This window comes from Planococcus donghaensis MPA1U2 (assembly GCF_000189395.1).
GTDB lineage: Bacteria > Bacillota > Bacilli > Bacillales_A > Planococcaceae > Planococcus > Planococcus donghaensis_B.
In genome coordinates this window covers 65,552-90,958 of record NZ_AEPB01000053.1, presented here as the reverse complement: position 1 = coordinate 90,958, position 25,407 = coordinate 65,552, and the positions used below count along the sequence as shown (strand labels likewise).

General features: G+C 40.5%; 29 protein-coding genes and 8 tRNA genes. 5 read left to right on the top strand and 32 right to left on the bottom strand.

The features are described 5' to 3' along the window. Positions 1–151: 151 nt before the first annotated feature. The 22 genes from GPDM_RS14230 to acpS all read right to left on the bottom strand — a co-directional run bounded on the left by GPDM_RS14230 (position 152) and on the right by acpS (position 11,147). Positions 152–225: transfer RNA gene (locus GPDM_RS14230), tRNA-Gly, on the bottom strand. Positions 226–244: 19 nt separating this feature from the next. After that, positions 245–321: transfer RNA gene (locus GPDM_RS14225), tRNA-Arg, on the bottom strand. A gap of 13 nt (positions 322–334) precedes the next feature. Next, positions 335–420, bottom strand: a tRNA-Leu gene (locus GPDM_RS14220). 102 nt (positions 421–522) lie between these two features. Further along, positions 523–597 (bottom strand) — tRNA-Gln (locus tag GPDM_RS14215). A 5-nt stretch (positions 598–602) separates the two neighbouring features. Beyond that, positions 603–678, bottom strand: a tRNA-Asp gene (locus tag GPDM_RS14210). A gap of 3 nt (positions 679–681) precedes the next feature. Then, positions 682–758 (bottom strand) — tRNA-Met (locus tag GPDM_RS14205). Between the two features lie 126 nt (positions 759–884). Next, positions 885–959: transfer RNA gene (locus GPDM_RS14200), tRNA-Glu, on the bottom strand. A gap of 5 nt (positions 960–964) precedes the next feature. Beyond that, positions 965–1,039 (bottom strand) — tRNA-Asn (locus tag GPDM_RS14195). 173 nt (positions 1,040–1,212) lie between these two features. After that, entirely contained in the window at positions 1,213–1,665 is a 453-nt protein-coding gene (locus GPDM_RS14190) for a SprT family protein (protein ID WP_008432431.1), read from the bottom strand. 22 nt (positions 1,666–1,687) lie between these two features. Then, a complete protein-coding gene (locus GPDM_RS14185) occupies positions 1,688–3,853 on the bottom strand; it encodes a Tex family protein (protein ID WP_008432429.1) in 2,166 nt (721 codons plus the stop codon). A gap of 54 nt (positions 3,854–3,907) precedes the next feature. Further along, positions 3,908–4,507, bottom strand: coding sequence for a PP2C family serine/threonine-protein phosphatase (locus GPDM_RS14180; protein WP_008432428.1), 600 nt, complete (start codon positions 4,505–4,507; stop codon positions 3,908–3,910). Beyond that, positions 4,507–5,289 (bottom strand): RNA polymerase sigma factor SigB, encoded by a 783-nt coding sequence (gene sigB / locus GPDM_RS14175; protein ID WP_008432426.1) that lies wholly within the window; start codon positions 5,287–5,289, stop codon positions 4,507–4,509. The genes GPDM_RS14180 and sigB overlap by 1 nt, the downstream gene beginning before the upstream one ends. Next, positions 5,267–5,737, bottom strand: a complete 471-nt coding sequence (rsbW, locus tag GPDM_RS14170; protein WP_008432424.1) for an anti-sigma B factor RsbW — start codon at positions 5,735–5,737, stop codon at positions 5,267–5,269. The genes sigB and rsbW overlap by 23 nt, the downstream gene beginning before the upstream one ends. Position 5,738: 1 nt before the next feature. Continuing rightward, positions 5,739–6,068: an anti-sigma factor antagonist gene (locus tag GPDM_RS14165; protein WP_008432423.1), complete on the bottom strand. Its 330-nt coding sequence runs from the start codon at positions 6,066–6,068 to the stop codon at positions 5,739–5,741. A 96-nt stretch (positions 6,069–6,164) separates the two neighbouring features. Then, complete coding sequence (locus tag GPDM_RS14160) at positions 6,165–7,166, bottom strand: PP2C family protein-serine/threonine phosphatase (RefSeq protein WP_008432422.1); 1,002 nt, start codon at positions 7,164–7,166, stop codon at positions 6,165–6,167. Between the two features lie 12 nt (positions 7,167–7,178). Continuing rightward, on the bottom strand, positions 7,179–7,580 hold the full coding sequence (locus GPDM_RS14155) for an anti-sigma regulatory factor (RefSeq protein WP_008432420.1): 402 nt from the start codon (positions 7,578–7,580) through the stop codon (positions 7,179–7,181). 2 nt (positions 7,581–7,582) lie between these two features. Beyond that, positions 7,583–7,945 (bottom strand): STAS domain-containing protein, encoded by a 363-nt coding sequence (locus GPDM_RS14150; protein WP_008432419.1) that lies wholly within the window; start codon positions 7,943–7,945, stop codon positions 7,583–7,585. Further along, complete coding sequence (locus GPDM_RS14145; RefSeq protein ID WP_008432417.1) at positions 7,945–8,772, bottom strand: RsbT co-antagonist protein RsbRA; 828 nt, start codon at positions 8,770–8,772, stop codon at positions 7,945–7,947. Before GPDM_RS14145 ends, GPDM_RS14150 begins: the two co-directional genes overlap by 1 nt. A gap of 165 nt (positions 8,773–8,937) precedes the next feature. Continuing rightward, complete coding sequence (locus GPDM_RS14140; protein WP_008432415.1) at positions 8,938–9,288, bottom strand: type II toxin-antitoxin system PemK/MazF family toxin; 351 nt, start codon at positions 9,286–9,288, stop codon at positions 8,938–8,940. 4 nt (positions 9,289–9,292) lie between these two features. Beyond that, positions 9,293–9,577 (bottom strand): hypothetical protein, encoded by a 285-nt coding sequence (locus GPDM_RS14135; RefSeq protein ID WP_008432414.1) that lies wholly within the window; start codon positions 9,575–9,577, stop codon positions 9,293–9,295. Positions 9,578–9,620: 43 nt separating this feature from the next. After that, positions 9,621–10,778: an alanine racemase gene (gene alr, locus GPDM_RS14130; RefSeq protein ID WP_008432413.1), complete on the bottom strand. Its 1,158-nt coding sequence runs from the start codon at positions 10,776–10,778 to the stop codon at positions 9,621–9,623. Positions 10,779–10,793: 15 nt separating this feature from the next. After that, positions 10,794–11,147, bottom strand: coding sequence for a holo-ACP synthase (gene acpS, locus GPDM_RS14125; RefSeq protein WP_008432411.1), 354 nt, complete (start codon positions 11,145–11,147; stop codon positions 10,794–10,796). A gap of 68 nt (positions 11,148–11,215) precedes the next feature. Here acpS and GPDM_RS14120 point away from each other — a divergent pair, with 68 nt between their 5' ends. Continuing rightward, positions 11,216–11,824: a rhomboid family intramembrane serine protease gene (locus tag GPDM_RS14120; protein WP_008432410.1), complete on the top strand. Its 609-nt coding sequence runs from the start codon at positions 11,216–11,218 to the stop codon at positions 11,822–11,824. Positions 11,825–11,871: 47 nt separating this feature from the next. On the opposite strand, the gene GPDM_RS14115 is transcribed toward GPDM_RS14120, so the two are convergent. The 9 genes from GPDM_RS14115 to GPDM_RS14075 all read right to left on the bottom strand — a co-directional run bounded on the left by GPDM_RS14115 (position 11,872) and on the right by GPDM_RS14075 (position 20,634). Beyond that, on the bottom strand, positions 11,872–13,383 hold the full coding sequence (locus tag GPDM_RS14115) for a PH domain-containing protein (protein ID WP_008432409.1): 1,512 nt from the start codon (positions 13,381–13,383) through the stop codon (positions 11,872–11,874). Next, positions 13,376–13,855 (bottom strand): PH domain-containing protein, encoded by a 480-nt coding sequence (locus GPDM_RS14110; RefSeq protein ID WP_008432407.1) that lies wholly within the window; start codon positions 13,853–13,855, stop codon positions 13,376–13,378. Before GPDM_RS14110 ends, GPDM_RS14115 begins: the two co-directional genes overlap by 8 nt. A 145-nt stretch (positions 13,856–14,000) precedes the next feature. After that, a complete protein-coding gene (cshA, locus tag GPDM_RS14105; RefSeq protein ID WP_008432406.1) occupies positions 14,001–15,521 on the bottom strand; it encodes a degradosome RNA helicase CshA in 1,521 nt (506 codons plus the stop codon). A 334-nt stretch (positions 15,522–15,855) separates the two neighbouring features. After that, on the bottom strand, positions 15,856–16,554 hold the full coding sequence (locus tag GPDM_RS14100; RefSeq protein ID WP_008432405.1) for an alpha/beta hydrolase: 699 nt from the start codon (positions 16,552–16,554) through the stop codon (positions 15,856–15,858). A gap of 41 nt (positions 16,555–16,595) precedes the next feature. Then, a complete protein-coding gene (locus tag GPDM_RS14095; RefSeq protein WP_008432404.1) occupies positions 16,596–17,954 on the bottom strand; it encodes a UDP-N-acetylmuramoyl-tripeptide--D-alanyl-D-alanine ligase in 1,359 nt (452 codons plus the stop codon). A gap of 13 nt (positions 17,955–17,967) precedes the next feature. Beyond that, positions 17,968–19,038, bottom strand: coding sequence for a D-alanine--D-alanine ligase (locus tag GPDM_RS14090; RefSeq protein WP_008432403.1), 1,071 nt, complete (start codon positions 19,036–19,038; stop codon positions 17,968–17,970). Between the two features lie 73 nt (positions 19,039–19,111). After that, positions 19,112–19,429 carry a DMT family transporter gene (locus tag GPDM_RS14085; protein ID WP_008432402.1) on the bottom strand — a complete coding sequence of 106 codons (318 nt, stop codon included), beginning with the start codon at positions 19,427–19,429 and terminating at the stop codon, positions 19,112–19,114. Further along, positions 19,429–19,776 (bottom strand): quaternary ammonium compound efflux SMR transporter SugE, encoded by a 348-nt coding sequence (gene sugE / locus GPDM_RS14080; RefSeq protein ID WP_008432401.1) that lies wholly within the window; start codon positions 19,774–19,776, stop codon positions 19,429–19,431. Before sugE ends, GPDM_RS14085 begins: the two co-directional genes overlap by 1 nt. Positions 19,777–19,863: 87 nt before the next feature. Next, a complete protein-coding gene (locus GPDM_RS14075; RefSeq protein WP_008432400.1) occupies positions 19,864–20,634 on the bottom strand; it encodes a hypothetical protein in 771 nt (256 codons plus the stop codon). A 159-nt stretch (positions 20,635–20,793) separates the two neighbouring features. Here GPDM_RS14075 and GPDM_RS14070 point away from each other — a divergent pair, with 159 nt between their 5' ends. Continuing rightward, positions 20,794–21,975, top strand: coding sequence for an FtsW/RodA/SpoVE family cell cycle protein (locus tag GPDM_RS14070; protein WP_008432399.1), 1,182 nt, complete (start codon positions 20,794–20,796; stop codon positions 21,973–21,975). Between the two features lie 27 nt (positions 21,976–22,002). Here GPDM_RS14070 and GPDM_RS16750 read toward each other — a convergent pair whose 3' ends face one another. Beyond that, positions 22,003–22,143, bottom strand: a complete 141-nt coding sequence (locus GPDM_RS16750; protein WP_008432398.1) for an Lmo0850 family protein — start codon at positions 22,141–22,143, stop codon at positions 22,003–22,005. A 231-nt stretch (positions 22,144–22,374) separates the two neighbouring features. Between GPDM_RS16750 and GPDM_RS14065 the strand changes: the two genes are divergently transcribed. The 3 genes from GPDM_RS14065 to GPDM_RS14055 all read left to right on the top strand — a co-directional run bounded on the left by GPDM_RS14065 (position 22,375) and on the right by GPDM_RS14055 (position 25,403). After that, positions 22,375–22,698 (top strand): metal-sensitive transcriptional regulator, encoded by a 324-nt coding sequence (locus tag GPDM_RS14065; RefSeq protein WP_008432396.1) that lies wholly within the window; start codon positions 22,375–22,377, stop codon positions 22,696–22,698. A gap of 16 nt (positions 22,699–22,714) precedes the next feature. Continuing rightward, positions 22,715–22,936 carry a copper chaperone CopZ gene (copZ, locus tag GPDM_RS14060; RefSeq protein WP_008432394.1) on the top strand — a complete coding sequence of 74 codons (222 nt, stop codon included), beginning with the start codon at positions 22,715–22,717 and terminating at the stop codon, positions 22,934–22,936. Between the two features lie 79 nt (positions 22,937–23,015). Continuing rightward, on the top strand, positions 23,016–25,403 hold the full coding sequence (locus tag GPDM_RS14055) for a heavy metal translocating P-type ATPase (protein WP_008432393.1): 2,388 nt from the start codon (positions 23,016–23,018) through the stop codon (positions 25,401–25,403). The last annotated feature ends 4 nt before the right edge of the window (positions 25,404–25,407 follow it).

The following is a 25,407-nucleotide window of genomic DNA, read 5'->3' as shown; positions in this document are numbered from 1 at the left end:
CTTGTAGTCACGAACACCGAGATGAAAAACAACTTTGCTCTGATTGCCAAAGGCAACCTTCACAAAAGCCGTTCTCGCACCGAGGTGCTCGTGACGTCTTTCGTTGACGTTTTGCTGTTCAGTTTTCAAGGTTCAAGTTGGTTTAAAAATATGGAGCGGGTGAAGGGAATCGAACCCTCATCATCAGCTTGGAAGGCTGAGGTTTTACCACTAAACTACACCCGCTTTATTATATAAGGTAATATGGCGCGCCCGAGAGGACTCGAACCTCTAACCGCTTGATTCGTAGTCAAGTACTCTATCCAATTGAGCTACGGGCGCATTAGAGATTATATGGTGCGGCCGAGAAGAGTCGAACTTCCACGGGATTTCTCCCACTAGGCCCTCAACCTAGCGCGTCTGCCATTCCGCCACGACCGCTTGAATTAATTTTAGAGACAAATTCTATTATACTGCATCTTCATCTTCATGTCAATGAGAAATTAGAATTTCTAATTCATTGTCGTTTCGGTTTAATAATAATGGCTGGGGTACCTGGATTCGAACCAGGGCATGACGGGATCAAAACCCGTTGCCTTACCGCTTGGCTATACCCCAATAAATGGCGGTCCCGACCGGGATCGAACCGGCGATCTCCTGCGTGACAGGCAGGCATGTTAACCGCTACACCACGGGACCATTTGGTTGCGGGGGCAGGATTTGAACCTGCGACCTTTGGGTTATGAGCCCAACGAGCTACCGAACTGCTCCACCCCGCGACAATAATATAGGAATGCTTTTCTTACAAAACATTCATTTGTTTTTTACAGCCTTTTAACTTATGTATTAGTGTAACACACTTATTATCTAACTATAACTTTTCAGATTAATTGTTTTTTAAAAGATGGTGACCCCTACGGGATTCGAACCCGTGTTACCGCCGTGAAAGGGCGGTGTCTTAACCGCTTGACCAAGGGGCCGTGAATGGCTCCGAAGGTAGGACTCGAACCTACGACCATCGCATTAACAGTGCGGTGCTCTACCACTGAGCTACTTCGGAATAATGATTAAGTACTTGTCGACTTTTTCTATTATAAAGAGGTCTGAGAGAATCGTCAATACCTTTTTTATTTTAATTTTACTTTCGTTTTTCTTTGCTCGAAACTTTAAGCACCAGCTTCATAAAAGAAAGGAGACAACCCAATTTAGGTTGTCTCCTTTACGCCTGAATTATTATTGTGCCACTAGTTTCCCTGAGCAACGGCCACATCTATATCGCTCAGTGTTCATTCGAATCTTGCGCTTATAATTTGTTTCACACGCAATGCATTGATAAACATATGTTTTGTTAGAACGTTGTGTTGTCTTGTTCTCCAATAACGAACAAAAGCGTGGTGATCCTGTTTCCTTTAATAATCTTTTAAAGTCCTGGTCCTGATGCTTATACCCTCTTCCTTCTATATGAAGGTGATAATGGCAAAGCTCATGCTTGATAATTCCTTCGAGCTCGGCATACCCAAACTTCTCGTAAGACTTTGGGTTGATTTCAATATGATGAGAACGCAGCAAATACCTACCTCCTGTCGTTCTCAGCCTCGAATTGAAGACACCTTTATGCCGAAATGGCTTTGCAAAACTCGCTAGCGAGATTTCCTTTATTAGCTCGGTTAGTTCTTCATTCGTCATAGTAACTCCCCTGTACTCAAAGTTAAAGGGTTTGTTCTTTTGGTTGTAGCATCGTTAATGCAATGCGCCCTTTGTCTTTTTCTACTTTTTCAACCCATGCAGTGACAATGTCTCCAACTGCGACTACTTCTAGCGGGTGCTTCACAAAACCTTTTTTCAGTTTCGAGATATGGACTAAGCCATCTTGTTTTACACCGATGTCAATAAACGCGCCAAAGTCGACTACGTTGCGAACGGTTCCTTGCACTTCCATACCCGGAAGTAAATCTTCCATTTTTAAAATATCATTTTTCAATAAGGGCTGTGGAAATTCATCACGCGGATCACGGAACGGTTTTTTCAACGCATCCAAAATATCTTTCAACGTAATTTCCCCAACACCCCACTCTGTACTTAACTCGGCTAGCTCGAGTTCTTCAAGTTTTTCAGAGAGCCCTGCTTTTCCAACAGATTTTTTGTCTTCGCCTACTAGTTGCAACAGTTTTTCTGCAATGTCATAACTCTCGGGGTGAATCCCTGTTGCGTCTAATGGATTTTTCCCTTCAGGAATTCGTAAAAATCCGATTGCCTGCTCGTAAGTTTTGGCTCCTAGGCGTGGAATTTTTTTCAGCTGCGCACGCGACGTAAAACGGCCATTTTCATCGCGCACTTTAATCACGTTTTCCGCTACAGTTTTACTTAGACCTGCCACATAATGTAACAAAGAAGCAGATGCTGAGTTGACGTTGACCCCCACTTGGTTAACAGCAGTCTCGACAACAAATGTTAATTGATCTGCTAATTTCTTTTGAGACACATCGTGTTGATATTGCCCAACTCCCACCGCTTTCGGATCAATTTTCACCAACTCCGAGAGCGGATCTTGCAAGCGACGTGCAATGGATGCTGCACTTCGCTCTTCAACTTTTAAGTCCGGAAACTCTGCACGTGCAATGTCAGATGCCGAATAAACACTCGCCCCTGCTTCATTCACAATCACATAAGAAATATTTGCCGATGTTTCTGACAAAAAGTCCGCAACAAATTGTTCCGTTTCACGTGATGCAGTCCCGTTCCCAATCGCCATAATTTCAATCGGGTACTTCGCCGTTAAACGTTCCATAATTTTTTTCGAGCCCGCTTGATCAGATTTTGGCGGATGCGGATAGATAACCGCTACTTCTAACAACTTCCCTGTCTCATCGATAACTGCCAGCTTGCAGCCTGTACGATAAGCCGGATCCACACCAAGGACCATTTTATTTTTCATTGGCGGTTGCAATAAAAGGTTCCGCAAGTTCTCTGAAAAGATATGAATGGCTTGTGTTTCTCCTTTTTCACTCAGCTCGGCACGTATTTCCCGCTCAACGGATGGTTGGATTAATCGCTTATAGCTATCTTCAATCGCTTCAGCTATCACATCTGTCATTGCATGCGTTTGCTTTATCCAATTGTTTTTCAATAACGTCACGATGCGATCAACTGGCGGATTAACAGAAACTTTTAAAACGTCTTCTTTCTCTCCACGATTGATCGCCAAAATTCTATGCGGGACAATTTTCTGAATGGCTTCTTCGTAATCGTAGTACATTTGAAAGACTTGCTTTTCATCTTCGTGATTTTTTTTAGCTGCTGTAGCGATAGTGCCACTTTTCCGAGTCATGTAACGAATTTTCTCTCGAGCATCTGGATCGTCTGCAAATAATTCCGCCAAAATATCTTGAGCGCCTTGAACGGCTTCTTCAGCAGAAGCAATGCCTGCCTCTTCACTTACAAACGCTTGTGCTTTTACCATCAATTTTTCATCACTAGGCTCCAACAACCAATCAGCTAACGGCTGTAAACCTTTTTCTTTTGCGATGATCGCTTTTGTGCGACGCTTTTGTTTGTAAGGTCGATATAAATCTTCAAGTCGTTGTAAAACAGTTGCACCTTGAATCGCCTTTTCTAATTCCTCAGTTAGTTTTTCTTGTTCTGATATAGAACGAATCACTTCTATTTTCCGTTGCTCTAAATTTTGAATGTATGTATACCGATCATCAATTGCTTTAATTTGAACTTCATCTAGCGAGCCAGTTGCTTCTTTTCGATAACGCGCAATAAAAGGTACGGTATTGCCGTCCTCGATTAAAGCGATAACTTGTGCAACTTGATCTTTTCGCACGTCCGTTTCTTTTGCGATCAATGTATGAATTTGTTCTATTTCCATCTAGACACTCCCCTTCAATTCTTCCTCATTTTAACACATAAAAAAGAAGCCTTCTCACTTGAGAAGACTTCCTGTTATGAATGTAGCATCGTCAACCGTTTGAATCGACTCCAATATATCACTGTACAATTGTTCAGGTATTGTTGCTTTACGCATCATAGATTTCGGATTTCTTAAATCCACCCCATCAGAATGAATTAAAAACAAATCGTTTTCCACATATGTGTAAAGCTGAGTCCGCAACTTTTGCGGTCGTCCTGACAAATAGCCCATTACCGGCAATGGGTAAATAATTTCATCTTTTACTTTCCGGTATAGATAAAATCGGATATTGCCGACACAACTGTATTCCAATGTTTTGTTATTAAAATCAACTTTAAAAATCGCCACAGCAGCGCCTCGTTTATGAATCATCAATTTATTAAAACGTTGCATCAATTGATCCACAGTTTCATGATGATATTCCCTTAAAATCTGGGGAATCACTTGAGACGATTCACGCGCTATGGGCCCACTTCCTAATCCATCAGCTACAGAGCAAATAAAGTAATCATCTGTCAAAACAGTATGGTAACTGTCGCCAGATTCATAATTCCCTTTTTTTGCTGCATTGAAAATAAAAGCATTTATAAAACTATGCTGAATTTTCTCCACTAGGATACTCCGCCAGCAGCTAATATTGCTTCTTGAAGTTTCTTAATCGCTTTTCTTTGCAAACGGGAAACATGCATTTGAGAAATTCCGAGTTTGTCCCCGGCTTCTTTTTGGCTCAACTGCTCTATGTAGGTGAATTGGATGATCTGCTTTTCCCGTTCAGAAAGCACATTCATCGCTTCAGCTACAAGCATCCGCTGATCCGCTTTCTCGTAACCATCGTCTTCTTGGCCAACTACGTCAAATAAAGTAATTGTACTGCCATCTGAATCTGCCTCTAAAGAATGGTCCATTGAAAGTGCTTGATAGCTCTTGCCCATCTCCATTGCTTCCAATATATCGTCTTCTTCAACATCAAGATATTCAGCGATTTCCCACACTTGTGGCGAACGCTGAAGCTCTGTCGTCAATACTTCAACCGTCGCTTTTATGCGCGGACCCAGTTCTTTTATACGACGAGGAACATGAATCGCCCATGTTTTATCACGCAAAAATCGTTTAATCTCTCCGATAATTGTAGGAACTGCAAAAGCTTCAAAACTCCGCCCATAGGAAGGGTCATAGCGTCTAATAGCTCCTAAAAGCCCAAGCATCCCTACTTGCGCTATATCTTCGTGATAAGATTTTCCATTTGAATATTTTCGAGCAATGGATTCAACAAGGCGTTTATAATTTAATACCAAGTTTGTTTGGGCTTCTTCATCTTCTGTTTTTTGATAAGCTTCAATCCAATCAAGCACCTGCTCTTTAGTAGGCTGATTAGGATGAGACTGTTTCGACATCCTTCTCCACCTGCTCTCCTTCAACATGCTTTGTCATGAAGATCGTTACTCCTTCTTGATGATGAACTTTAACTTCGTCCATTAATGTTTCAATCAAATACAAGCCGAGACCTCCTTCACGGAGAAAAGCACCTTCTTCTTCATCGTGATACGGACCCACTTTTGCTTTTGTTTCTTCAAAATTAAAGCTGCGGCCGTGATCAGCAACCATAATTTCGATTTTGTCTTCGTAAAGTGCGCAACCAATAACAACCTCACCTTGCTCATCTTCAGTATAAGCATGTTGAACTGCATTTGTTACTGCTTCACTTGAAGCAATTTTTAAATCTTCTATGTCATCAAACGAAAAACCGATACGACTAGCTAAACCTGAAATCGTCAATCTTGCAACACCTACGTATTGAGATTTAGCGGGCACTCGCATTTCTACATAATCAAAAGGGCGCATATCAGTTACCCTCCTTCCCGACTGATTCGATGTCCATAATATCGCCTAAACCTGTAATATCGAAAAGTCGTTTCAATCGAGCGGAGAGCCCTTTTAATTTTACATGCCCACCATTTGAATTGACTGATTTATAAAAAGCTACAAAAACGCCTAGCCCTGTGCTGTCCATATAATTAACGTCAGAAAGATCCAACTCTGCTTCTAAACCTTGGTAACTTTGGTAATTTTCTAATTTCCCACGCAAAACTGGTGCAGTGTGTGCATCAATTTCTCCAGCTATATATCCTTCAAGAACATTATTCGATTCAGTTAAATCTACTTGAATATTCATTGTAATTTGACACCCCGTTTTTTAAAATTCAATCTTGCTCTCAAAAAAGCTATCCTAAGCCTTAATACCACGAATGGTGACTCATTAAACCTAGTATTAGACTTTTTTATAAATCACTAAAGTAAAATCATCTTGAAACTGGGCATTTTGCATTCGTTCCAGCTCGTCATAAACATATTGCACAATCGTTTGGGCAGGTTGTTCTTTTTTTCGCTCGATTAATTCGTAGATTACTTCGCGCTCGATAAAGCCTTCTTCGTTTCGGCCTTCCGTTACGCCATCTGTCATCATGATAACTAAATCGCCTTTTTCCAAATCAACTGTGTGTTCTTCGTAAACCGCTGCTGGAGAAACACCAAGCAACAAACCCTTCGAATACAACTCAGTAAATTCGCTGTCTTTTGCCCGGTATAAAATAGCCGGTTCATGGCCTGCAGAACCGTACGTTAACCGTGCTTGTTTCGCGTCATAACTGCCGTAGAACATGGAAACGAACATGGAGTCATCGACACTTTTTTCAACAATGCGGTTAATGACACTTAGCACATCTTTCGGAAGCGCTTGCGAGCTACTTAAACTATCCATACCAAATTTAATCATAGACATACAAAGAGCTGCAGGAAGACCTTTACCAATTACATCGGCAACCGCCACCCCTGCATAACCATCATGTTCACTAACAAAATAAATATAGTCTCCATTCATCTTTCGGGCAGGAATAGAAAGAAGACCAATATCTAAGCCTTCGAGTAAAGGTAACTTTGTTTTTAGAAGCGTTTCTTGCACATTCGCCGCCAAATCCATTTCAACTTTCAACTCTTCCTGTTGTCTCAAGAGACTTTGTCTCTCTTGAAGCGCTAATCCATAACTAATCATCATTTCAATCAAAAAATCAAAAGAATGCCACACGACGTCCGGTAATTCACCATAAAGTTCTTGAATTGCCCCCTTGTGCATACTAATCACTTCTTCGGGCGCAATATTCTCTAAGATAAGCTGTCGGCTGAAATTTTGACCAACATATAAATTTTGTTCGCTTTGTTTTTTCATGTATTCATTTAAAATTTCTTTATATTGATTCTCAATTTCATGAATCATTAGGTGTTCCCCCTAACGAAGCCACTTCGTAGCTCTTATATCTGTACCTTCGCCCACAATTGTTTCAATCTTAAAATCATCCATTAACCTCTTAACACCAGGAAGCCCTGCGCCTAATCCACCTGAAGTCGTAAATCCATCTTCCATCACTTGGCGAATATCTGAAATTCCTGGACCGCTGTCTGCTGCAATAATCAAAATTCCTTTAAGACCATTTTCAGTCAATTGTTGAATTTCAATTCTGCCTTTGCCAGCGTATAAATATATATTACGAGCAAGCTCGCTTATAGCCGTTGTAATACGGGCCTGATCAACTGTGCCAAAACCAAGTTCTTTCGCGACATTACGTCCGAGTTGTCTTGCAGCAACAATATCCCATTCCGTTAAAATTTCTACCGAGGACTCATCGCTCATAGTTAAGCCTCCAATTCCAATTGAAGTTTATCCAGACCATTTTCTAAATCTAGCGCTGTCATAACATCTTCAAGTCGAATTCCTAACTCGATTAAAGTGATAGCAACTGCTGGCTGAATACCGGTAATAACTACTCTGGCCCCCATCAAGCTTGACATGCTGATGACGTCTCCCAGAACTTTTGCAATAAATGAATCGATAAAATCGATTGATGTCAAATCAATCACGACACCTCGTGCACTTGTTTCATGAAGTTTTGTCAGTAGGTCTTCTTGGAATTGAAGAGCTGTTTGGTCGTCAAGTTCCCACTGAATCGAAACAATTAATGTATCTCTTAACTTTAAAATCGGAATTCTAAAATTCATCAGTCTTCAACCTCCACAATTTTTCGATTCGTCCAAGCTAGCGCCTGTTCTACACCTCGCTGCAAAGTACTTGTTGTTGTAAAATCATTTAAATTTATGCCTAGCGTTACTATTGTTTGAGCAATCTCTGGTCGAATTCCAACAAGCATACATTTTGCCCCGACTAACCGCACAGCATCCGCCGCTTGAATAATGTGATGAGCTACCATTGTATCCACTACAGGAACACCTGTTATATCAAGTAAAACAACTTCTGCTCTGTGCTTTACAACACCTTCAAGCAAATTCTCCATAATCAATTTTGCTCGTTCAGTATCAATTGTCCCGACTAACGGCATAACCGATACTTTTTCAAATACAGGAATCAACGAGGCAGACAGTTCTTGTAAAGCAATTTTTTGCAAACTTACAGTACGTTCCCATGTTTTAGAGTAAGCTTGAATTGTGCTTTCTCGAATAGGCGTAATCCACTTTGAAAATTCTTCTATATAATCAGCAAGATTTCCGTCATTAATAAGTTCTTCTTTTCTCATATCTTCATAAACGATTTCAGCAAAGTGATCGATTGCCTTCGTCACAAATGTAATTGACCAGCCAAGGCGAACAACTTTTTCAGCAAAATCATTTATCCGACTTTCATAGGCTTGATGACTTTCTAGCAAATTAGAAATCATCAACTCCGCAAATTCATAGCTCGTTTGATTCATCAGCTCTTCAGGCATGATCCGAAAAGAAAGTTCCTCTTTTTCATCTTTCATTTTCCCTTGCCATCTTGACACAATTTCGGTTAAATTGCCCTGTATATATTGAGCCATCTGTTTATTCATATTAACTAAAAACCCTCCCTGTCGCACTATGTATCTCTTTTTTCGTTTACTACTCTTTATTGTAGCGGAAATTCGTTTTTTTCACATCTTTTTTGTCAACATCGCTATCTATAAAAAAACACCTCGAGAAAATTCTCGAGATGCCTTTACAAAAAGTATGTATGCTTAAAATTTCACTAGGCCCACGCTGATTTCCAGTGCTTCATCCACTTTTTCCATCAATGTGTCGTCAAGTTGAGTAATTTTGTCGGTCAATCTCGACTTATCGATTGTTCGTAATTGTTCAAGCAAAATAACAGAATCCCGCTCAAAACCATATTTTTTGGCATTAATCTCTACATGCGTCGGCAATTTCGCTTTTTGAATTTGCGCCGTTATTGCAGCAATAATTACCGTGGGACTAAACCGATTCCCTATATCGTTTTGAATCACCAGAACCGGGCGGGTCCCACCTTGCTCAGACCCGACGACTGGCGATAATTCCGCAAAAAAAACATCTCCGCGTTTTACAATCAAGTTGTCACCCTCCGCTTACGAGTCGCACGGTCGTATGCTCCGCTTCGTACTCAGCGTGAGAACATTCACAAGCAATCGATAGATTGATTTGTGACATCTCCACGTAGCCCTTGATCATCGCTTCCCGAATATGATATGAGTCGTATAGATTTTTTGTCACCCGGTTTGTGGAAACGTAAATATAATCTCCACTTTCCTGAACATGCTCATTTGAATGAGTTGTCAACTCCGAAATAAATTGCTTTGGCATTTTCACAACCACTTCTTTTGTCTTTGACTTACCGTACACAGCCGACACCTCCGAAAATCCCGTTCTTCTGTCTTAGTCTACCTTATCTTAACATCTTATCAGACTGCTGAAAAGAAAAATCGGAGAACTCCGCTTTTTCTAAGTACACACGAGGCACTCGTTTTGTTAAGATACACGGAATTTCATAAGGAATCGTGTCGAGCTTAGCGGCCCATTCGTCGATTAAAATTTGTTGGTTTCCTTGGCGTCCAATCAACTGAACTTTTTCTCCAATTGAGGATTTCTCAGAAAGTCGAATCATGCATTGATCCATACAAATACGACCAATGATCGGCACACGTTGTCCTTTCACTAAAACATCTTGCCCTTGCAAACCACGTAACATGCCATCTGCATAACCAATGGGGATTGTCGCAATCCACTCGTCTTTTTCAGCGCGATAGGTAGCGCCGTAGCTCAAGGTTTCTCCTGCTTTTAGTTTTTTTACGTGAATCATCTCGGTTTCAAGGCTAAGTGCAGGTTGTAAATCAAAATTCATTTCCTCACCTACATAAGGAGAAGGAGCAATCCCATACAACGAAATTCCAATACGCACTGCATCGCATGCCAAGTCCGGATGCATAATAGCAGCTGCACTATTCGATATATGGACCTTTACAGAAGGGTCGTCTAACTTATCGAGAATCGTATTCATTGCGTTTACTTGCTGACTGAAAAGCGGAGAATCTTTTTCATCTGCAGTCGCAAAATGAGTAAAGATGCCTTTAAAGTCAAAATCATGATCTGCAATAAAACCAAAAGCCTCTTCGACTTCATCTACTTGAACACCGATACGTCTCATCCCGGTATCCACTTTCAAATGAATTTTTAGTGGATCTGAATTTTGTTCTATATGCCTCGCTGCCATTGATAACCAGTCGAGTGAGATGGCAGTCACAATAATATTGTGTTGTTGTGCAATTGGAATAAACTGCGAGGAAGTGGCTCCTAATACTAATAACTCTGTATCTATGCCCTGGTTACGGAGAAAAAGCGCTTCATCCGGAGTCGCTACTGCGAGCATCCGGACACCATGTGCAACAACTGTTTTCACAACTTCTAAAACACCATGTCCATAAGCGTCTGCTTTTACCACCGCAATTACTTCAGCATCGCCGCTCTTTTCTTGAAAATAAGTTAAATTACTTTTGATTGCTGTTAAATCGATGACCGCTTTAGTCGGTCGGTAATTTTCTACCATTTCAACACCACCTGGTTATATTGTTTGTAAAAGAACTTGCGCCGCTGCAAATTCTTTCGAATGCGTAATAGACACTAACCCCGTTTCTATCCCTTGGAAGTAAATAGCAGGTTTTCCTTTAGCATCTTTTCTAATTTCAATGTCTTGAAAAGAACATTCCCTGCCAATTCCAGTGCCTTTTGCTTTTGAATATGCTTCTTTTGCCGCAAAACGACCGGCAAGAAATTCTGTTTTTCTTGTCTCTGTTAACTGATTGTATTCCGTTTGTTCATAGTCAGTTAGCACACGTGCTCTAAATCTTGGTGATTTGGTATCTAATCGGTGGATTCGTGACATTTCAACAATATCCAGCCCAATTCCTGTAATCATAAATGTTTCTCCTTTCATTCGCAAACAAGTAACAGGTATAATAAAACGTATGAAATAGAGGTGACAAAATGTTTATTCGAACAGAAAGCTTTAAGCAATACTTGCGTATGTATCCGGTCGTTTCCACTTTGATCGCTCTTAATCTGTTGGTCTATGTACTAATGTGGTTACCTTCTCTTGGTCAATGGATTTATTTTTATGGTGTAGGGTCTAACTTTTACATTGCAGAAGGTCAATGGTGGCGCTTTTTCACCCCAATGTTCCTGCATAATGGAGTGATGCACTTGCTGTTTAATATGTTTTCCCTATTCCTTTTTGGACCTGAGTTAGAACGATTAACCGGCAAAGTTCGTTTTACTACAATTTACTTACTAGCAGGCTTTTTCGCTTCAGCAGCTACTTATTTCTTACAACCACTCGACTATTTCCATGTCGGGGCAAGTGGTGCCATTTTCGGTGTTTTCGGCGCATTTGGTGCATTGGTGTATTACGGGGGACGTGCTTTACCTCAACTTAAACAAATTATACTCCCAATAATCGTTATTAGTATAGTCATGACTTTCTTAACACCAAACGTTAACGTAACTGCACACATCGCCGGGATGATTACCGGGTTCTTAATCGGACTTAGTTATTTCCACCCAAAACGCATCGTTAGCTGGCGAGCTAAAAAATAAAGACAGCCGGATTTCATATCCGGCCGTCTTTTTTTATACTTAAAACTTTAACTCGATTGCTCTTTTGTTCCAAGCGGTTTATACCAAGTTAAAATACGGCTAGCGTCTTCTTTTTCCATATGAGGTGTCGTAGCAGTAGCCCCCATCATACCCGATTTAATGGTCGAGTGAATTGAGGCAATTCCTTTGCGTCGCTCAAAATAACTCTGCGTCACTTGAACAACTTGAATCCGCTTCTTCAGTATAAAATACCGATGCTTACTTAGCCCTCTAAATTGAGCGGTTAGTTGTCTTTCACCGAGCGCATATCCAACAGTTCGATGTTGCCAAACACCAATTACAACTACAATTGGCACGATTATTAGCGCTAACAAACCATATGGATAAAAGAAGTACCCTACTGCCGCAAACCCCGGAGAAAGCCAAACCAAATTCAAGCGGTAAAAAAAATGAATGCTGCGCTTTGGTGCTCTAACCAATTGGGGTGACCACTCTAACTCCGGAAACAATTCTTCTAAAATTGGCAACATCCGACCTTTTTTCACTAATGGAAAAAGACGGATTTTTTCGTCCTTATCTCCTACTGAGCCCCCGGCACTTTCGACTACAACCGTCGCGTAACCGAATAGCTCTCGCAAAGGATTTTGACTTATTTTAATTCCTTGAACACGTTTTAACGGAATGGAGACTTTCTTTTTCTCCAATAACCCTCTAGTAATGTAGATCCGATCTTCATCGTATTGAATTGTAAACTGGTAATTCGCCACAATTGTCATTATGACTGAAATGACCCACGCCACTACCAAAACAACAAAGATAGTTAATGCCACAATCAGTGCACCAAAACGCAAAAATAAGACGATTTCTTCATAAATAGCGTCATACGGGATAAACTCTGAAAACTGAGATAGAAAGATCGCGACAGCCGAAATGACGACGCCAATCCCACTAGAAGTTGTTGCAAGGATTAATAATTCTTTTATAGACATCCGGTAAAGTGTTTTTGTTGTTTTTTTAACAGGAGCTTCAACAAACTCTACAGGACCCATAACCGGAGTTGCTTCTTGCGAAATTTGATATTTAGCTTTTTCCATTTCTTTTTCAATGCGATCTGCATCTTCTCTTGAAATGGCTGTCAATTCAGCTTCTGCTTGGCCAATTTTTCCAGAACCTGCTGTTTCAACTTTCACTTTCACTAACCCAAGCGGTCGATGAAAAATGCCTTCTGCATAATTTAAACTTTGAATTCGCTCGAATGGTATGTACCTTTTTTTCTTTACAAACAAACCGTATTCAATACGCAGTTCTCCATCTTCAAACCAGTAAACAAACCGTTTCCATTTGATAATTCCCGCAATCAACAAGAATAACAACACCGCTCCACCGACAATTAGCGGAAGCATTCCTTGCCAGCCTTGATCAAACATCGAACTGATGCCATCACCTCTAAAGATGTTGACGCCAAAAATAATAATAAATGGGAGAAGCAATTCCTTCATCCCTTTAATAAAGTTCAAAAACGCCGAAATTGGATGCAGTTTATAACGTCCCTCATACATCATCTTCCGCCACCCTTGCCAATACAGAAATTCTCGCTCTTAACTCATCTGCTTCTGCTGTGACCAATGCTGGTATTGTATGAGTCGTTGCGGCTGTTGAAATAGAAATTTCCGCTAAGTCATACTTTCTTAAAATGGGTCCTTGCTCAGTATCGACGTGCTGCACACGGACCATCGGTACTAATGTTCGTGTAACAATAAATAAACCGTGCTGTAGTTCGATTTCATGTTCTCTTACTTCATAACGCCAACGTTGCCAACGCATTTTCGGGAACCAAAAAATCAGCACGATGCCGAATAGTAAAATAACCGCTCCATAAATCGCATAAAGCCATTGTGGCCAATCAAAAAAATAAGTTAAAACACCTGCACCTATTGCTAATAGCGCAATAACCGCTGTTTCCATACTGCCGTAAACACGCCAGACTGTTAAGCCTTTACGTGAAATTTGATTTTTCGGTTGGTTATCCATTTGCTTCTCTCCAATCGTCTACTTACACATTATACGATTTACTCTCTAGGATGTTTCACTTCATTGTAACTGATATTCACACAGCAAAAAAGGACGTACGCTAAACAGTTTCCTGTTTTGCGTACGTCCTTTCAATTAATCGGTATTAAGATTCGCTACGACGAGTCGTACGTCCTGGACGTCCGCCACCGCTTCCGCCTTCACGACGTCGGCTTGCGCCTGAGCTTGCTCCACGGCTAGATGATGATGGACGAGATGAACCTGATGAACGGTTACCTTTGTAACCGCCGCCTCCGCCACTGCGTCCGCCGCCGCCTTTACCTTTATATCCGCCGCCTCCGCGTGATGGCAAAGGACGTTCTTCGGAAATAGAAACTGGAATATCTTCCGGCTCTTTAGTCATTGTTTTAAGAGCTGCTGCAATCAAGTCGACCGCATCATGCTTTTCAAGCATTTGCGTCGCGAAGTCGCGGTAATCGCCAAGATTGTTTTTCTCTGTCATTTCAAGCAATTGTTCCATAGCAACGCGTTTTTGGCCAAGTACAGCTTCGTTCGCAGTTGGAGGTACCAATGCTTCCATTTTTTTCTTAGTTGTGCGTTCAACGATGCTCAAGTAGCCCATTTCACGTGGTGTTACAAACGTTACTGCGACTCCTTTTTTACCTGCACGACCAGTACGGCCGATACGGTGAACATAGCTTTCAGGATCTTGTGGAATATCAAAGTTGTATACGTGTGATACGCCTGAGATATCAAGTCCACGAGCTGCTACGTCTGTTGCAACTAAAATATCGATTTTGCCTGCTTTAAATTGTTTTAAAACTGACATACGTTTTGCTTGGCTTAAATCACCGTGAATACCTTCAGCAAGGTAACCGCGGATATTTAAAGCTTTTGCTAATTCGTCAACACGGCGTTTTGTACGTCCGAAAACGATCGCAAGTTCCGGTTGTTGAACATTCAAAAGACGTGAAAGGAAATCAAATTTCTCGCGCTCTACAGATTTCACGTAGAACTGCTCAATGTTTTCAACAGTCATTTCTTTTGATTTGATTTTAACGATTTCTGGAGTTTTCATGAATTTCTCTGCAATACGGCGGATTGCATCCGGCATAGTTGCTGAGAATAACAATGTTTGACGAGTATCAGGAACACTTGCCATAATTGTTTGAATGTCTTCGATAAAGCCCATGTTCAACATTTCGTCTGCTTCATCAAGGATTAATGTGTTTACATTGTCCAATTTAAGCGTACGACGGTTGATATGGTCTAATAGACGTCCTGGAGTACCAACGATAATTTGCGGACGGTTTTTAAGTGCACGGATTTGTCGGCTAATTTCTTGGCCGCCGTATACTGAAAGAATACGTACGTTTTTATCTTGACCCAGTCTGTAAAGTTCTTCTGAAACTTGGATTGCCAATTCGCGTGTTGGTGCGATGATTAATCCTTGAACGTTACCATCTTTAGTGTCGATTTTTTCAATCAAAGGAATACCGAAAGCTGTAGTTTTACCAGTACCAGTTTGCGCTTGTCCAATGATGTCTTTACCTTCCATACCAAGACGGATTGTTCCCTCTTGAATCGGTGTTGCTTCTTCAAACCCCATGCGTTTTACGGACTTTAAAGTTGTTTCGCTAATATTTAACTCTGAAAATTTTACCAAATTTTTTCAATCTCCTTTTGTCTTCATCTGATTTACAAATGGTGTACATTTTAGATGAATTAGTGACAAGGTCGAGCCTTTATGAGGAAGTTTCACGTCGAAAATCATACTCTGTAGTTTTAAGTCAGAGGGGATGTGTGAACAGGAAAAGCTCGGGCTTTGCCGAGCGGTCTGATCGGCGGGTGTTTGATGCCCTATCTATAGAACAAACCGTTTTGCTCAAAAAAATACTCTTCACAGGGAAGAGTGTTTCAAAAATGTATCCATTGCTCTCAAAAGAATAACATGTTTTTTTTCCATTTGCAATCAATACGCAAAGGTTCTAATAATCAGTTTACTCTATGCCTTTATTCATAAACGCAAAAACTTCACTAAACCATTCTTCACTGTCTTCGCTATAACAGATTAAATGCTTGCCCTCTTTTGAACGAATCAAGTACTTTTCTTCCGAGCTAATCTGATCGTAAATAAAGTCTGCTGCCGATACTGGCACAATTCCATCTTTTTCTCCTTGCACAATGAAAACAGGGACTTTAATCTTTTCGTAATAAGGCTCGACCATTTTTACGACTCGCAGAAATTCAACTGTCGAGCTGACTGGGGTATTGGTCAACTTGTATTCGTAAAGATGAAACAATGCATTTTCTGTTATTTTACCAGACACCGCATCTTTCACGGCTTCTTGCACTTCTTTAAACATTTGCACAGGACTGATGTATTTAGCAGCGGCGCTCAATAAAACTAAACGCTCTACTTTATAGCGCATCGCTAAATACATGGCAATCAAGCCCCCCATTGAAAAGCCTACAATGATAATGCGATCTGCCGATTTTTTTAACCTTTTTAAAGCTAATTCGGCTTCCATCATCCAACTTTCAGCCGTAATGCTTTTTAAAGCAAGTTTTTCGCCATGCCCTGGAAGTGTCGGTATTTCCACAATCCAATCGGTTTGCTCGACTAAAAAATCAGCAAACGGCTCTACTTCAAACGGACCTCCTGTAAAACCATGAATACATAACACGCCGGTCTTCAAATCGGTTCCTTCTTTCTGCTAACGAATGCCTCTAAACTTAGTTATTCATTTACAAAGGGTTCGATTACATTTTCTAAGGCCATGCCACGAGAGCCCTTCACTAAAATGACCGAGTCTTTGTTTGTATATTTTTTCAACAAGTCAATAATCGGTCCGTAATCCGCTTCACTCCACAACAACCTACCACCGTAAGTTGGTTGCAATTTATCGTAAAGCCACTTCATACGTGGCCCGTATAAACAAACGCCTACCAAATTGTCAGAAATGCATTTGCTCAACGCTTCGTGATAGCTTTGTTCGTCGTCTCCGAGTTCAAGCATATCACCTAATACAACCCATTTCTTATCTTTCATCGTTGTTTCACGAATAAAATTCAGCGCCGCATTCATCGATGAAGGAGCCGCATTGTAAGCATCATTAATGAAAATTGCACCATTGTCTGCCTGAATCATTTGCATACGCATATCTGTTAATGCTGCATCTTTCAGAGATTTACGAATTTGTTCTTCAGACAACCCTGCTTCAAGAGCTACCAATATAGCAGCCAATGTGTTTTTCACTTGGTGTTCACCTAGTACCGGAATGGTAAATGCGGCATCTATAATGCCACTCACCATAAAACTACTACCACTTTCAGTAGCTTTTATGTCCGTTACAGTCAATTCGTTATTATCATCAAATCCAAACGATACACCTTGCGGAAAAGCTTCCATGAATGGTTGCAACAACGGTTCGTCTCCGTCATAAAAAAGTTTGCCGTGTTGTTGGAGACCTGCAGTAATCTCAAACTTAGCTTCAGCTATTGCTTCGCGCGAGCCTAAGTCCTGCAAATGTGCTTCTCCGATATTCGTAATAATCGCATAATCCGGACGTGCTAGCTCAGACAAAAATTCAATCTGCCCTCTACCACTCATGCCCATTTCTAAAACAGCGACTTTTGTATCTTCTTCTAAAGACAAAATAGTCAAAGGAAGACCTAATTGGTTATTAAAATTACCCGGTGTTTTTTGCACTTTGAAATAAGGTTTTAACACACTCGCCACTAAGTCTTTAGTTGATGTCTTGCCGTTAGAACCCGTGATCCCAATCACCATGGCTGAAAGTTCATCGCGATAAGCGCGAGCCATTTCCTGCAAAGCCACTTCGCAATCCTCAACAAAAAGTAACGGCAAATCTTCTGGTGCTCCCGGTTCATCACGTTGCCATAAAGAAGCAGACGCACCTAACTCGATCGCCGAACGGACATACTTGTGTCCATTTACATTTTCACCACGAAAAGGGATAAACAAATCACCTGGCTTGAGCGTTCTCGTATTAATAGAGACTCCCGTGATGTCAATGCCTTTTAAATTAGTTTTGATATCCAGCCATTTGGCTACTTGTTCAATCTGTTTTTTCATTTGGCTTCTCCACTCAATCTATTTTAACTTGCAGTAACTGCTTTTCTTCGTGTCGTTCGATCGCCAACGTAATAAGTCGTTCAATTAGTTCTGGATACGGCACGCCTGTGTGCTCCCACAATAACGGGAACATACTAAAAGGGGTAAATCCAGGCAATGTATTTACTTCATTGATCAATATTTCGTTGTTTGCTGTCACAAAAAAGTCTGCTCGAACAAGTCCTGAACAATCCAAAATTTTAAACGCTTTTTTTGCATCCACTACTAATTTTGCATAAACCGCCTCATCTAACTCAGCCGGAATAATCATTGCTGTGTTGCCGTCTTTATATTTCGCTTGGTAATCATAAAAAGCTTTTAATGGTTTGATCTCACCGGCGACTGAACAGGCGGGCTCATCATTCCCAAGAACACCCACTTCGATTTCACGCGCAACCACACCTTGTTCAATGACAATTTTGCGATCAAATTTCAAGGCTTCTTTTACAGCAACAATTAGTTCTTCTCGATTATCTGCTTTGCTAATGCCGACACTTGACCCTAAGTTGGCAGGTTTAACAAAAACCGGCCAGACAAGTTCAGCTTCAATTTTATCCAACCAAAAGCCTTGGTTATTATCCCAGTCTCTTCTTATAAAATACACATATGGCGTTTGTTCTAAACCTGCTTGCTTGAACAATTGCTTCATCACTACTTTATCCATACCTGCTGAAGATGCCAATACGCCATTTCCTACGTATGGAATGTTCAACACTTCAAGAAGACCTTGTACCGTCCCATCTTCTCCATTCGGTCCGTGAAGTAACGGAACAATGACATCCAATGCTTCACTTGTTTGTGTAGGGAGAAAGCTAGAAATGTCGTTCGGCTTTCCAGTGCCTTCTGTTAGCTGAAGCTGTTCAATTGTTGTTGCTGGTTCTTCAAGACTTTGACCTTTTCTCCATTCACCATCTTGCGTAATGTAAATCGGATAAACTTCATATGCATTAAAATCAATTGCTTTTGTTACTGCTAGGGCTGTAGACAGCGAAACTTCATGCTCTGCTGATTTGCCTCCATATAATAAACCAATCTTTTTTTTCATTTAAGAAACCTCATTTCATTATCCATATTGCTTAGTTTATCACGAACCTGCATTGACTAATAATTTTTTCATGTCAGCCACCAAATATTTTCAATCCAGCCACTCCAGCAATAATGCAGGATAGGAAAAATAATTTGGCCAACTGTCTACTTTCATTAAAGAAAATCATGCCGACCAAAACACTGCCTGCTGCACCAACGCCCGTCCATACCGCATATCCTGTTCCTAGTGCAATGGTCGTTAACGCTAGCGATAATAAATAAAAGCTGAGTGCTCCGGAAACAATGGTCAAAATTGTATAGCGTTTTATTTTAAATCCTTCTGATAATTTCATCGTCGTGACAAATACTACTTCAAATAACCCTGCAACGATTAAAATCAACCATGCCATCATGAGTTCACTTCTTTACGAGAAGGTTTTTTTCCATCTAAGACTTTTAAGCCAATAATGCCAACTAGCAATAAACTCAAAAAGAACAGTTTTTCCAAACTGGCCGTTTCATTAAACAATAAGATTCCAAGAATTGCCGTCCCTGCTGCACCAATCCCTGTAAATACTGCATAAGCTGTACCAATCGGAATGGTCTTCATTGCGAAAGCAAATAGCATAAAGCTAATAACGATAAAAATTAATGTAACAAGAGAAGGAACAAAATTCGTAAAGCCATCTGCAAGTTTCAGACCGATTGCCCATACAATTTCTGTCATTCCGGCAATCACTAGAAGAATCCATGCCATGTAATCTCCTTCTTCCTTACTAAGTTTGCCTAATGTCTCAACTAAATTAAAAGCTAGTCCGAAAAAAATGATACCCGCTTACAGGTATCATTTCCATACTTTTTGTTTTCTATCGTAAACTATTTTTCGTGAAATCCCTTGTTTCGTGTACTCTTCAATATCTGACCAAAATTCATCTAAAAAAGAAATTTCTTCTACAAGACGAATATGCAACTCTATGGTGTTTTTCGTTTTTTCAGGGTCTGCTAATGATATAAGGACACCTTCGCGGTAATTCTTTTTTAACGACTGAAGAATTTCAGCAGGCAATTCTGGGATTAAGTCTTTCGATTTCCGTCTCCAGAAATTTTGTCCATTGCCCTCTCGGCGAATTAAATACGTAAAATAATTCCCAACAAGTTCATTTAGCCGATCTAATTTACGAAAATATATTTTTGTCGTTTCTTCTTCTTCGCTAGATAAATAAACAAACTCGTTTTGTAGCGTTGAAAAGAACGGCGTCTTTACTGGTTCTTTCTTATGACCAATGTAAAGCAATTCCGCTTGCTCCTGAGGCGTCAAGGAGTTTAATTGCTTTTCGCTTTTAAAATCAACCCAACAAAATTCACTTTTTTTATTGGCCCGCGCTTTTCTCAAATGACTAAAATCTTCTTGTGTCGCAAATTCCATGTGAGTGTGCATATTAAAAGAGGCATCTTCATATGGATGCTTTAATAACAATAGGTTTTTAGGTAATTTCATCGCATCCAAAAAATGGGCAAAGGTCAGGCCACTAAATAAAGCAAATTGATCAGACTCGTTTAAATATATATATAAATGCTGTATGTATGCATCTGCGTGCAACGGTTTTCTTTCCATTTCCCCCACTCCATTCCATTTCTTATTATACGACCAAAAAGGAGAAATATGAAACATCCATACTTCAAAAGCGTCATTACTTTTGTCATGCGCATATTACAGATATATACGTTATAATATATTCCGACTCATAATAATAAAAAGTACAGGTGGAATCACATGCAAACTAATAAAAGCTTTACCGACCGAATTGATTGGTCGCTAGCTTTCATCTTATTTCTGTTTTTTATCGTCAGTTTGGTCGCTATTTCTTCTGCTCAAACTTCCGGTCAGTATTTAACGAATTTTGTTCCGAGACAAGCTTTATTTTACATCATTTCTGTCATGATGATTGGCGTTCTTATGTATTTTGATCCTGAACAATACAAAAAGATGGCCTATTATCTATATGGATTCGGTATTCTCTTACTGATTTTGTTAATGATTGCACCTGATGGTGTCGGTCAGATAGCCCAACCTGTTAACGGAGCTAAAGCTTGGTTTCATACGCCATTTGTCAATATTCAACCAGCAGAGTTTATGAAAACCTTCTATATATTAGCATTGGCCAAAATGATTTCTTCGCACCATGAGCATTATTTAATAAAAACACTGAAATCCGATTTTTATTTACTTGGTAAAATTGGACTGTGTCTCGCCATTCCACTAGGTTTTATTTTATTACAACCCGACCTAGGAACTGCGCTCGTTTTTATCGCCATCACTTTAGCTGTTGTTGTTGTTTCAGGAATCACTTGGAAGATTATAGCCCCTAGTTTCGGTGGGGTCGCTATAATTGGAGTATCCTTATTGTGGATGACCATTAATGCACAAGACTTTCTGTCTAGCGCTTTTGGATTAAAACCTTATATGTTTGAGCGCATCTATACATGGCTCGATCCGTATGCCTATGCTGATTCTGGTGGATATAACTTGATTGCGGCAATGAATGCGATTGGCTCGGGGGAAGTTTTGGGTAAAGGATACCAAGGACGTCAAGTTTACGTCCCTGAAAATCACACTGACTTTATCTTCACTGTTATTTCGGAAGATTTCGGTTTTCTTGGCGCTAGTGCTGTAATCATCTTGTTTTTCATGCTGATTTATCACTTGACCAAAATCACACTGCAGTTTAAAGATACATTTAGCACGTATGTATGCGCAGGGATTATCGCAATGGTTACATTCCACGTATTTCAAAATATCGGCATGACCATTCAACTCTTACCGATTACCGGAATTCCGTTGCCTTTCATTAGTTATGGCGGGAGCTCATTGATCGGAAATATGCTTGCACTTGGGATTGTGTTCAGTATGAAATTTCATCACAAAACCTATATGTTTGATAAAAACAAAAAATAAAAGCTCTGGCGCAATGCGCCAGAGCTTTTATTGTTGTGACTGCGCTTGAACAGGTTGTGGTAACGCCAACGCTTTTATTAATTCGACACGAGATTTTGTGATTTTTGCTTGGATTCCTAGTTTCGATAAATTTGAAACAATGTTGCGAACATCTACGTTTTTCGCCATCCAGATCACCTCTTTATCTTATTCATTACATATATAAACGTATTTCACCTTGCTATGTTCCACTTATAAAGTGCTGATTATTGACTTTTCTATGTCTACGTATATAATACCATTATTTCAGGATTTTAAACTTATCATTTTGATGACAATTGTGAAGAAAAGGTAAATCAATTGATTTGCATACCCTATAGAGGTATATTATAGTCATAAACACGAGGGGAGAATCTTCAGATGAGCGAATTAATCGAAGAAGCCTTAACACTAGATTCTAGTTGCCGCAAAAGCCACCATCCTCTCTCTGTAAAAAGAGATTTAACCAATCGACTTAGTCGTGTCGAAGGTCAAATCCGCGGTATAAAAGGTATGGTGGAAAAAGACGTTTATTGTGATGATATTATCACACAACTAGCAGCCACTCAGTCCGCCTTAAACAGCGTGACAAAAGTTTTGCTAGAAGGTCATTTAAAAGGTTGTGTCAAAGACCGTCTTGAAAACGGTGAAGAAGAAGTGTTAGACGAACTACTCGTTACAATTCAAAAAATGATGCGTAAATAACAAGGAGGAATTTCAAATGAAAGAACAAATTAACTTACAAGTAAGCGGCATGTCTTGCCAACATTGTGTGAAATCTGTAGAAGAAAGCGTTATGGCGTTACCAGGAATCGAAAAAGTAGAAGTTTCTTTAGAAAACAACTCTGTTGACGTTGCATATGACAGCTCTTCAGTAGATGTTGGTCAAATTGCTGAGGCAATTGAAGATCAAGGATACGATGTTGCGACTTTAAGTGAATAACTGCGGAAACGCGGTTATTTTTTTTACAATATCATACCCCCTATAGGTATATATTCTTTTAAAAAAGGTGGGAATCACGATGAGCACAAAACAAACTGAAGTAGCAATAACGGGGATGACTTGTGCAGCGTGCGCAAACCGTGTAGAAAAAGGGCTTCAAAAATTGCCGGGCGTCTCAGAAGCAACCGTTAATTTTGCTACAGAAAAAGCCAACGTCGTCTTTGATAGTGAGCAAGCATCGATGACAGAAGTGCAAAATAAAATCGAACAATTAGGTTATGGCGTGCAACAAGAAGAAGTTGACTTTTCTATTCAAGGCATGACTTGCGCCAATTGTTCAGCACGTATTGAAAAAGTATTAAACAAAATGGAAGGCGTGCAACTAGCCAATGTGAATTTGGCAATGGAAACGGGACATGTTTCTTACAATCCCGGAACTGTTACCCCCGAAGACTTTGTGAAACGTATTCAATCGCTTGGGTACGACGCAATTCTTGAGCAAGAAAGCGAAGAAGCAACGGATCATAAACAACAAGAAATCAAAAAGAAAACACGTCTTTTCTGGATTTCTGCAGCTCTTTCTTTCCCATTGCTTTGGACGATGTTTAGTCATTTTTCGTTCACGTCTTGGATGTATGTGCCTGAGATTTTGATGAATCCTATTGTTCAATGGGCATTAGCAACACCGGTTCAATTTATTATTGGTGCGTCTTTTTATAAAGGTGCTTATTTTGCTCTAAAAAATAAATCCGCCAATATGGACGTGTTAGTATCACTCGGAACATCAGCCGCCTATTTCTATAGTGTTTACTTAGTTTTATCCAACTGGAACATGGGACATACAATGGGCTTGTACTTTGAAACAAGTGCCGTGTTAATTACCTTGATTATTTTAGGCAAAGTATTTGAAGCACGAGCAAAAGGACGCTCTTCTGACGCCATTAAAAAGTTAATGAAATTACAACCTCAACATGCACTTGTTGAACGCGGAGATGAATTTGTTAGCTTGCCGATTTCAGAAGTCAAAACTGGTGATATTCTGCTAATTAAACCCGGTGCTTCTATCCCAGTTGATGCCGCTGTTCTTTCGGGTAACTCAGCAGTGGATGAATCGATGCTAACGGGTGAAAGTTTACCGGTTGATAAAAAGACAGGCGACGCTGTCTTTGCAGCGACCGTCAATGCTAACGGCTCCCTTCATGTACGCGCGGATAAAATCGGGAAAGATACTGTGTTATCGAACATTATCCGCGTTGTTGAACAAGCACAAGGCTCTAAAGCACCGATTCAGCGACTTGCTGACCAAATTTCCAGTATTTTTGTTCCAGTCGTTGTCGGTATTGCAGTAGTGACGTTTATCGTCTGGTACTTTTTAGTATCACCTGGAAATTTCCCAGCCGCTCTCGAAAGTACAATTGCCGTTCTCGTAATCGCTTGTCCTTGTGCATTAGGACTAGCAACACCAACGTCTATTATGGCTGGATCTGGTCGTGCCGCTGAACAAGGCGTGTTATTTAAAACAGCCGAATCGCTTGAAAACACAAAACACATTGATACGATTGTTTTGGATAAAACAGGCACCATTACAAATGGTCGCCCTGTCGTTACAGACTTTATTCCAGCTGACGGAATCGATTCAACGGAATTAAAAAACTTAGCGGCGAGCGCAGAAAATCAATCTGAGCATCCAGTCGCGCAAGCTATTTCTGATTTTGGCGAATCAAATTTGCCGGTCAGCTCTTTTGAAGCTGTTCCTGGTCATGGTATTCGTGCCTCAGTAGACAACCGTCAAGTCGTGATGGGCAATCGTCGTTTGATGGATGACCTTGCAATCGACGAAGCGCAAGCTACCGCTTTAGAACAAGATGGCAAAACGGTTATGTTTATTGCTGTTGATGGCCGTTACAGCGGCCTTGTTGCTGTTGCTGATACTGTGAAAGAAACGGCGAAACAAGCCATTCAAGAAATGAAAGATATGGGATTACATGTGGTCATGCTAACAGGAGACCAAGAACAAACTGCAATGGCCATCGCTAAACAAGTTGGCATCGACGAAGTGTTTGCCGGCGTCTTACCTGCAGAAAAAGCCGATGTTGTTGTTAAGCTCCAAGGCCAAGGCAGACACGTCGCTATGGCCGGAGACGGCTTAAACGATGCGCCTGCTTTAGCGAGCGCCGATGTCGGCATGGCAATGGGCACCGGAACCGCTATTGCAATGGAAGCTGCTGATATTACACTAATGCAAGGTGACTTAATGAGAGTTGTCGACGCAGTTCAAATGAGTCGACTAACCGTCCGTAATATTAAACAAAACTTATTCTGGGCACTTGCATATAACTCAATCGGCATTCCGATTGCGGCAGTTGGGTTGTTAGCTCCTTGGCTTGCAGGAGCTGCCATGGCCTTCAGTTCCGTATCAGTTGTCATGAACGCTTTACGTTTACAACGTGTTAAATTAAATAAATAATTTT

Coding starts and splice junctions, on each gene's coding strand:
- GPDM_RS14190 (WP_008432431.1), bottom strand. CDS start 1,665: ATGACGAATGAAGAACTAACCGAGCTAATAAAGGAAATCTCGCTAGCG.
- GPDM_RS14185 (WP_008432429.1), bottom strand. CDS start 3,853: ATGGAAATAGAACAAATTCATACATTGATCGCAAAAGAAACGGACGTG.
- sigB (WP_008432426.1), bottom strand. CDS start 5,289: ATGTCGAAACAGTCTCATCCTAATCAGCCTACTAAAGAGCAGGTGCTT.
- rsbW (WP_008432424.1), bottom strand. CDS start 5,737: ATGCGCCCTTTTGATTATGTAGAAATGCGAGTGCCCGCTAAATCTCAA.
- GPDM_RS14165 (WP_008432423.1), bottom strand. CDS start 6,068: ATGAATATTCAAGTAGATTTAACTGAATCGAATAATGTTCTTGAAGGA.
- GPDM_RS14160 (WP_008432422.1), bottom strand. CDS start 7,166: ATGATTCATGAAATTGAGAATCAATATAAAGAAATTTTAAATGAATAC.
- GPDM_RS14155 (WP_008432420.1), bottom strand. CDS start 7,580: ATGAGCGATGAGTCCTCGGTAGAAATTTTAACGGAATGGGATATTGTT.
- GPDM_RS14150 (WP_008432419.1), bottom strand. CDS start 7,945: ATGAATTTTAGAATTCCGATTTTAAAGTTAAGAGATACATTAATTGTT.
- GPDM_RS14145 (WP_008432417.1), bottom strand. CDS start 8,772: ATGAATAAACAGATGGCTCAATATATACAGGGCAATTTAACCGAAATT.
- alr (WP_008432413.1), bottom strand. CDS start 10,778: ATGGTAGAAAATTACCGACCGACTAAAGCGGTCATCGATTTAACAGCA.
- acpS (WP_008432411.1), bottom strand. CDS start 11,147: ATGATTACAGGAATTGGGCTGGATATTGTTGAAATGTCACGAATCCAC.
- GPDM_RS14120 (WP_008432410.1), top strand. CDS start 11,216: ATGTTTATTCGAACAGAAAGCTTTAAGCAATACTTGCGTATGTATCCG.
- GPDM_RS14115 (WP_008432409.1), bottom strand. CDS start 13,383: ATGTATGAGGGACGTTATAAACTGCATCCAATTTCGGCGTTTTTGAAC.
- GPDM_RS14110 (WP_008432407.1), bottom strand. CDS start 13,855: ATGGATAACCAACCGAAAAATCAAATTTCACGTAAAGGCTTAACAGTC.
- GPDM_RS14095 (WP_008432404.1), bottom strand. CDS start 17,954: ATGAAAAAACAGATTGAACAAGTAGCCAAATGGCTGGATATCAAAACT.
- GPDM_RS14090 (WP_008432403.1), bottom strand. CDS start 19,038: ATGAAAAAAAAGATTGGTTTATTATATGGAGGCAAATCAGCAGAGCAT.
- GPDM_RS14085 (WP_008432402.1), bottom strand. CDS start 19,429: ATGGCATGGTTGATTTTAATCGTTGCAGGGTTATTTGAAGTAGTATTT.
- sugE (WP_008432401.1), bottom strand. CDS start 19,776: ATGGCATGGATTCTTCTAGTGATTGCCGGAATGACAGAAATTGTATGG.
- GPDM_RS14075 (WP_008432400.1), bottom strand. CDS start 20,634: ATGGAAAGAAAACCGTTGCACGCAGATGCATACATACAGCATTTATAT.
- GPDM_RS14070 (WP_008432399.1), top strand. CDS start 20,794: ATGCAAACTAATAAAAGCTTTACCGACCGAATTGATTGGTCGCTAGCT.
- GPDM_RS16750 (WP_008432398.1), bottom strand. CDS start 22,143: ATGGCGAAAAACGTAGATGTTCGCAACATTGTTTCAAATTTATCGAAA.
- GPDM_RS14065 (WP_008432396.1), top strand. CDS start 22,375: ATGAGCGAATTAATCGAAGAAGCCTTAACACTAGATTCTAGTTGCCGC.
- copZ (WP_008432394.1), top strand. CDS start 22,715: ATGAAAGAACAAATTAACTTACAAGTAAGCGGCATGTCTTGCCAACAT.
- GPDM_RS14055 (WP_008432393.1), top strand. CDS start 23,016: ATGAGCACAAAACAAACTGAAGTAGCAATAACGGGGATGACTTGTGCA.